At 76.1% G+C, this 5,761-nt stretch carries 6 protein-coding genes; 1 reads left to right on the forward strand and 5 read right to left on the reverse strand.

Features of this window, described 5'->3' with window-relative positions:
• Window positions 1-127: 127 nt before the first annotated feature.
• From ACFWA9_RS37865 to ACFWA9_RS37885, 5 genes are all read right to left on the reverse strand, one after another.
• A complete protein-coding gene (locus ACFWA9_RS37865) occupies window positions 128-2,158 on the reverse strand; it encodes a copper resistance CopC/CopD family protein (RefSeq protein ID WP_380393889.1) in 2,031 nt (676 codons plus the stop codon).
• Window positions 2,159-2,170: 12 nt separating this feature from the next.
• Entirely contained in the window at window positions 2,171-2,671 is a 501-nt protein-coding gene (locus tag ACFWA9_RS37870; protein WP_352296421.1) for a copper chaperone PCu(A)C, read from the reverse strand.
• Entirely contained in the window at window positions 2,668-3,333 is a 666-nt protein-coding gene (locus ACFWA9_RS37875) for an SCO family protein (protein WP_380393892.1), read from the reverse strand. Before ACFWA9_RS37875 ends, ACFWA9_RS37870 begins: the two co-directional genes overlap by 4 nt.
• 87 nt (window positions 3,334-3,420) lie before the next feature.
• A complete protein-coding gene (locus ACFWA9_RS37880; protein ID WP_380393895.1) occupies window positions 3,421-4,179 on the reverse strand; it encodes a YcnI family protein in 759 nt (252 codons plus the stop codon).
• A 189-nt stretch (window positions 4,180-4,368) separates the two neighbouring features.
• Window positions 4,369-5,208 carry a hypothetical protein gene (locus ACFWA9_RS37885; protein WP_380393898.1) on the reverse strand — a complete coding sequence of 280 codons (840 nt, stop codon included), beginning with the start codon at window positions 5,206-5,208 and terminating at the stop codon, window positions 4,369-4,371.
• A gap of 228 nt (window positions 5,209-5,436) precedes the next feature.
• Here ACFWA9_RS37885 and ACFWA9_RS37890 point away from each other — a divergent pair.
• Window positions 5,437-5,761 (forward strand): ATP-binding protein (locus tag ACFWA9_RS37890; protein WP_380393900.1); only part of this gene is annotated, 325 nt, incomplete at its 3' end.

A 5,761-nucleotide genomic window follows, 5' to 3' on the forward strand; every position in this document is an offset into this window, starting at 1 on the left:
GCGCTCGCACCGGCCACCAGCCCGGCCCCGGCGGTGCCCAGCAGGGCCCGCCGGGTGACGCCGGCGCGCGGGCCGGGCTCCGCGCCGCCGGGCGGCCGGCCGGTGTCCGTGGTGCTGCCCATCGCGCTCACCCGATCTTCAGCTGCTTGATCTCGGTGGTCTGGTCGATCTCCGAGGAGCGGACCTGCACCGACACCACCCAGTTCCCGGCCAGCGGGAGCTGCGCGGTACCGCTCCAGAGGCCCGGGCCCTCGGCGGTCAGCGGCACCGGCAGCGGGCCGAGGTCGCGGTCCGGCAGGGTGAAGGCGAGCTCCACCTCGGGGACCTCGACCGGCTTGCCGTCCGCCCCGTCCAGGCTCAGGTGGACTTCGTTGGGCCCGGTCCGGGCCGGGTTGAGGGTGACGGTCGCGGTGCCCTTGGCGTTCGGCGTCCGGCCCTTGGTGTCGTACGGGAGCTTGAGCTCCATGGTCTGGCCGGGCACCGTCTGCGGGGCGGGCACGCCCGGCGCGGGCGCGGTGGCGCCGTTGGCGGTGCCGGCCGCCGCGATCTCGCTCGCCACCCGGCCGGGCGGGGAGTTGGTCAGCATCGTGGTGACCACCAGCACGGCCACCGCCGCCACCGACTCGATCAGCACCGAGCGGCGCAGCCCGGCCCGGGTCGGGGTGAGTCCGCGGTCGCGGCCGGCGCTCGCCCGGGCGGCCCGCTGGCGGTCCAGCTGGGCCTGCCGGACCGGGTCGTCGGAGTGGGCCGCGACGGCGACCGGCTCCGGTGCCTCGACCGGCCGGGCCGCCTCGGCCTCCGCCGGAGCGGCCCGCAGCCGGGCCAGCCAGGCCCGGGAGATCCAGGCGACGCCGAGCATCGCGACCACGCAGCCGGTCTTCACCAGCAGCAGCCGCCCGTACTCGGTGTCGGTCAGCGCGCTCCAGCTGCCGAGGCCGCGCCAGGACTGGTAGATCCCGGTGGCGGTGAGCACCGCCACCGAGCCGAAGGCGACCTTGGAGAACCGCTCGGCGGCCGCCGCGCCGATCCCGTGCCGCAGCCCGACCGCCATCGCGGCCAGGCCGCCGAGCCAGAGCGCCATCGCGATCAGGTGCAGCATGCCGAGCGGCAGTGCCAGCCAGACCTGGATGCCGACCGAGGCGTGGTCGGCGCCCACCCAGGTCGCCGAGAGGGCGATGGCCAGCACCAGTCCGGCCACCCCGAGGCCCAGCCGGGTCTCGTGCTGCGGGCGCTCGGCGGCGCGCCGCTCCAGCTGCCGCAGCTCGGCCTCCTCCGCCTCCTCGGCGGTCCGTGCGTCGCCGCTCGCCCGCGCGTCGTCCGCCTCCTCCGGGCGGGCGGCCGGCGCGGGCTGTCCGAGCTGGCCGACCAGCAACGACAGGAAGACCCCGCTCGCCGCGAGCAGCAGCAGCCGGGCGGCCAGCGCGGTGCCGATCCGCTCGTCGAGGGTGGCGCGCACCAGCGACAGGTCGAAGGCCTGCCCGACGCCCGAACCGCGCTCGTACGGGCCGCGCAGCATCAGCACCGCGACGGTGGAGACCAGCAGCGCCACCCACCCGGTCATCAGCAGCCGCTGCACGGCGCGCTGCGCCGCCCCGGCCGGCCAGCAGGCCAGCACGAACGCGGCCGCGCCGACGAGCAGCGCGAACGCCCCGTAGGCGACGGTCCGGCCGGTGCCGTACAGCGCGGCGACCACGCCGTCGGCCTCGGCGCCGCTCAGCGCGGTGGTGGAGACGGAGGTGTCCGAGGGCGCGCCGATCGAGAAGGTGAACGCCCCGCCGATCGGGTGCGAGTCCTCGGAGACCGCGCGCCAGGCCACCGTGTAGGTGCCGTTGGCCAGGCCGCTGTTCAACCCGACCCGGGCGGTGTTGTCCTTGCCGTCCGCGTGCGCGGGGTTGCCGCCGTCGACCGCCTTGCCGGCCGGGTCGAGGACCCGGACCGAGTCCCCGGAGAGCGACACCGACTCGCTGAAGGTCAGCGTGACGGCCTGCGGCGCGGTCGCGACGACCGAGTTCTGCGCGGGGTCGGTGGACTGCAGGGTGGCGTGCGCGGAGGCGGGGCCGGCGCCGGCGAGCAGCAGCGCGAGCACCGCGCCGAGCAGGCCCAGCAGCCCGACGATCCGGCGGCGGGTGGTGGGGTTCGGCAACGCGGCCGTCAGCATCTCCTGGATCCCTTACTGCTGGCCGGGGCGGTAGGTGAGTTCCCGGACCGGCACCTTGACCGAGACGGTGCCGGTCCGGGCGAAGGTCAGGTCGAGTTCGAGCTCGTCACCGAGGGCGGGGGCCTTCCGCCATCCCATGATCATGAGGTGGTTGCCGCCGCGGGAGAGCTCCAACGCGCCGTGCGCGGGGACGTCCAGCCGCTCGACCTGCTCCATGGTGGAGGCGGTGGAGCGGTGCATGGTGACCGACTGCGCGGCCGGGCTGGAGACCTTGACCAGCTGGTCCTCGCCGCCCTCGTTGCGCACGGTGAGGTAGCCGGCCGCCATCCCGCCCGCCGGGGGCAGCGGGATGTAGGAGTCGGCGACGCTCAGCAGGGCCGGACCGTCGGCCCGGGCCTCGCCGTCGCCCGCGCCGCAGGCGACCAGGATGGCGCCGGCGCCCAGTGCCGTCGCCAGCACCGCCCCCGCGAGCGCGGTCCGCCGGAACCCGCGCGGCCCGCCGGCGCCCTTCATGCCGCGACCCCCTGGGCGAGCAGCGGGAGGTCGTGCTCGTAGGTCTTCTCCTCGGTGCCGCTGAGGTAGAGGACGTGCGCCTTGTCGTCCGAGGGCAGGAACGCCAGCACCTGCGCGCCGTGGGTGGAGGTGACCGTGCCGTCCGCGTTGACCACCGGGTCCTCGATCAGGATGCCGAGGGACTTGGCCGCGGCCTTCACCCTGGCCAGGTCCCCGGTGAGGCCTATGAAGTCCTTGCCCATCGAGTCCAGCCAGGTGCGCAGCACCTGCGGGGTGTCGCGCTGGGGGTCGGTGGAGACGAAGACGATGTCGACCTTCTGGCGCTCCTCGGGGGAGAGCTTGGTCATCGCCACGCCGATGTCGCCCATCGTGGTCGGGCAGACGTCCGGGCAGCTGGTGTAGCCGAAGAACAGCAGGGTGCTCCGGCCGTTGGTCTTCTGCCGCAGGTCGAAGGGCTGGCCGGCGGTGTCGGTCAGCTGCAGGTCGGGCTTGTCGAAGTGCTTGCCGAGCACGGTGCCCTGGTACGGGGAGTCGGCCTTCTGCTGGGTGACCTTGGCGGGCCCGGTGGAGCCGTCGGAGCCGCAGGCGGTCAGGGTGAGGGCCGCGGCGAGCGCGACGGCGGCGGCGCCGGCCAGCCGGGCGGTGCGGAGGGTGCGGGACATGGGGGATCCGATCGTGCGCGGTGGATCACCGGCGGGGCCGCGCCCGGGCCCGGGTGCGGTACGGGCGCGGCCCCGCCGGTGCGGGGGTCAGGAGGCGGAGCCGCCGTTCTTGCGGCGCAGGCCGAGCACGCCGAACGCCGCGCCGACCAGGCCGACGACGATGCCGACCACGGCGAGGACGCGGGCGGTGGAGTCGCTGCCCTTGTCCGAGGAGGCGGCGGCCTGGGTGGTGGCGTCGCCGTGCCCGTGGCCGTCTGCGGTGGCCGTGGGGGCGACGGTCGCGCCGTGCTCGCCGCCGGCCGCGGCCTTGTCGAGGGCCAGCACGGGGGCGGGCTTGGCCGGCTCGGGCTGGCCGTCCTTGGCCTCGTCGATCCAGCGCACGACGTCGCCGTTGTCGTAGCTCTGCAGCGCCTTGAAGACCAGCTTGTCGGTGTCGGTCGGCAGCGGGCCGATCGAGACGCGGAACTCCTGGAACTGGCCGGGGGCGATCTTGGTGCCCGCGTCGGCGGTCCAGGTGATCTTGGAGACGGCCTCGTTGACGTCGTTGCCGTGCACCTTGATCGGCTTGTCGAGCTTGGACTTCTCGACGGTCGTGGTCCAGCCCGGCATCGGCAGGGTGCGGACGGAGGCCAGCGGGTGGTCCAGCGGGAGGTTGACCTCCAGCTTCACCGTGGACGCGTTGTCGTTCTCGTTCGGCACCCGGAAGTCCACGGCGGTGTAGCCGCCCTGCTGGGCGTTGCCCGGGTTCACGGTCACGTGCGCGAAGGCGGGGCCGGCCAGCGCCACGACCGACGCGGCGGCGGTGAGGGCGACGGCGGCGATACGGCGGGTGGGGAGGGAACGCATGATTCGGGTCTCCGTTCGGAGGCTCGGCGGCAGGACCGCTCCCGGACACGGTGATCCGTGCCCCGGCGGGGCCGCGCGGCGTGGGGACGAGTGGGAGCCGCACGCCGCGGGGGTGCGGCGGGTACGGCGCGGTCGCCGCGTACACCCGGACCCGGTACGGGGCCTTGCCGGCACTCCGTCGGGGGCGGGTCAGTACGCGAGGGCCCCGAACGGGGGGCCGCGCCGCACCACGCTGTGCCGCAGTGCGGCACGGACCGGCGGCCGGCTGTCCCCGGCCCGCGCGCCGGAGCGGCGGGCGGGACCGGCGGGCGTGCCGAGCAGGCCGCGCAGCAGCACCGCGGCCAGCGCGAACGCCGTCCGCAGCGGGGTGGTCCAGTGCTCCCGGGCGGCCGTGGCGGTGATCCTGACCAGCCGCCAGAGCGCCGCCTCGCCGCGCCGCAGCCACCAGCCGGCCACCAGGGCGGCGGCCAGGTGGCCCGCGAGCATCGACGGCGTCATCCCGAACAGGCCGTCCTGCCACCAGGGCGCGACGGCGAACGCCCGCGGGTCCAGCCCCGCGCCGGCGACCAGCTGCTCGGCCGACGGGCTGCCGGGCAGGCCAGCCAGCGTGCCCGGACTGGCCTCGTTGCAGATCAGCCGGCCGGCCACCTGGGGCAGCGTCAGCGGGCCGGAGCCGCCGTGGTGCATCCCGGCCATCGCGCCGGCCGCCGCGGTGGCGTGCCCGCCGAAGGCGTGGAACAGGCAGTGCAGCCCGAGCTGGCCCGCCCCGAGCGCACCGGCGATGGCACCGAGCGAGCGCTCCCGCCCGCCGAAGGCCACCGCGAGCACCAGGACGGCCGCGAAGCCGGTCGCGAGCGCGGGCAGGGCCACGTTCCCGCCGCCGGCCAGGGCGTGCCCGGCGGCCGCGATCAGCGCGCAGACCAGGGCGAACGGGACGGCCCGCGCAAGCCGCAGGTCCCAGGCGGCGGCCCCCACCGGCGCGTCCGGTGCGGGGGCGCCCGGGTGCGGGGCGGCGGCGAGGGCAGTCATGGCCGGGCCATCATCTCATCGCCCCCCGCGCCGCCGAGGGCAGGGTGGGAAATCCCTACGAATGCCCCGTTCGGCCCGGCGTGCGGCCCCCGGTGTGCGCCGCTCGGCACACACCCCGGCCCCAGTCCATCCGCCGAACGGGCGGTAGCCGACCCCCTGCACGGTTCACCGCATGATCGCCCGGAGATACCTAGTTGTATGTGGAGCCGCAGCCAGGAGGGACCTCCCGTGGACATCTGGTGGACTCTGCACCTCAAGCGCGACCCGGCCAGCGTTCCGCTGGCCCGGCGCATCCTGCTCGGTGCCATGGCGACGGCGGGCGTCGACCCGCAGATCGCCGACGACCTCGGGGTCGCCCTCAGCGAGGCCTGCGCCAACGCCGTGGAGCACGGCGCCTGCGGCCGGTCGGACGACGGCTTCCAGGTCACCGCGTCGATCAGCGGGGACCTCCTGCGGATCGAGGTCACGGACTCCGGCCCCGGCCTCGCCGCGCCCGCCGCCCCCGCCCCGTTCCCGCCGCGCCGGCCGGCCGCCCCGCCGGCCCGCCCGGCCG

The sequence above is a fragment of the Kitasatospora sp. NPDC059973 genome, assembly GCF_042737525.1.
Classification (GTDB): Bacteria; Actinomycetota; Actinomycetes; order Streptomycetales; family Streptomycetaceae; genus Kitasatospora.

Coding starts and splice junctions, on each gene's coding strand:
- ACFWA9_RS37885 (WP_380393898.1), bottom strand. CDS start 5,208: ATGACTGCCCTCGCCGCCGCCCCGCACCCGGGCGCCCCCGCACCGGAC.
- ACFWA9_RS37865 (WP_380393889.1), bottom strand. CDS start 2,158: ATGCTGACGGCCGCGTTGCCGAACCCCACCACCCGCCGCCGGATCGTC.
- ACFWA9_RS37870 (WP_352296421.1), bottom strand. CDS start 2,671: ATGAAGGGCGCCGGCGGGCCGCGCGGGTTCCGGCGGACCGCGCTCGCG.
- ACFWA9_RS37875 (WP_380393892.1), bottom strand. CDS start 3,333: ATGTCCCGCACCCTCCGCACCGCCCGGCTGGCCGGCGCCGCCGCCGTC.
- ACFWA9_RS37880 (WP_380393895.1), bottom strand. CDS start 4,179: ATGCGTTCCCTCCCCACCCGCCGTATCGCCGCCGTCGCCCTCACCGCC.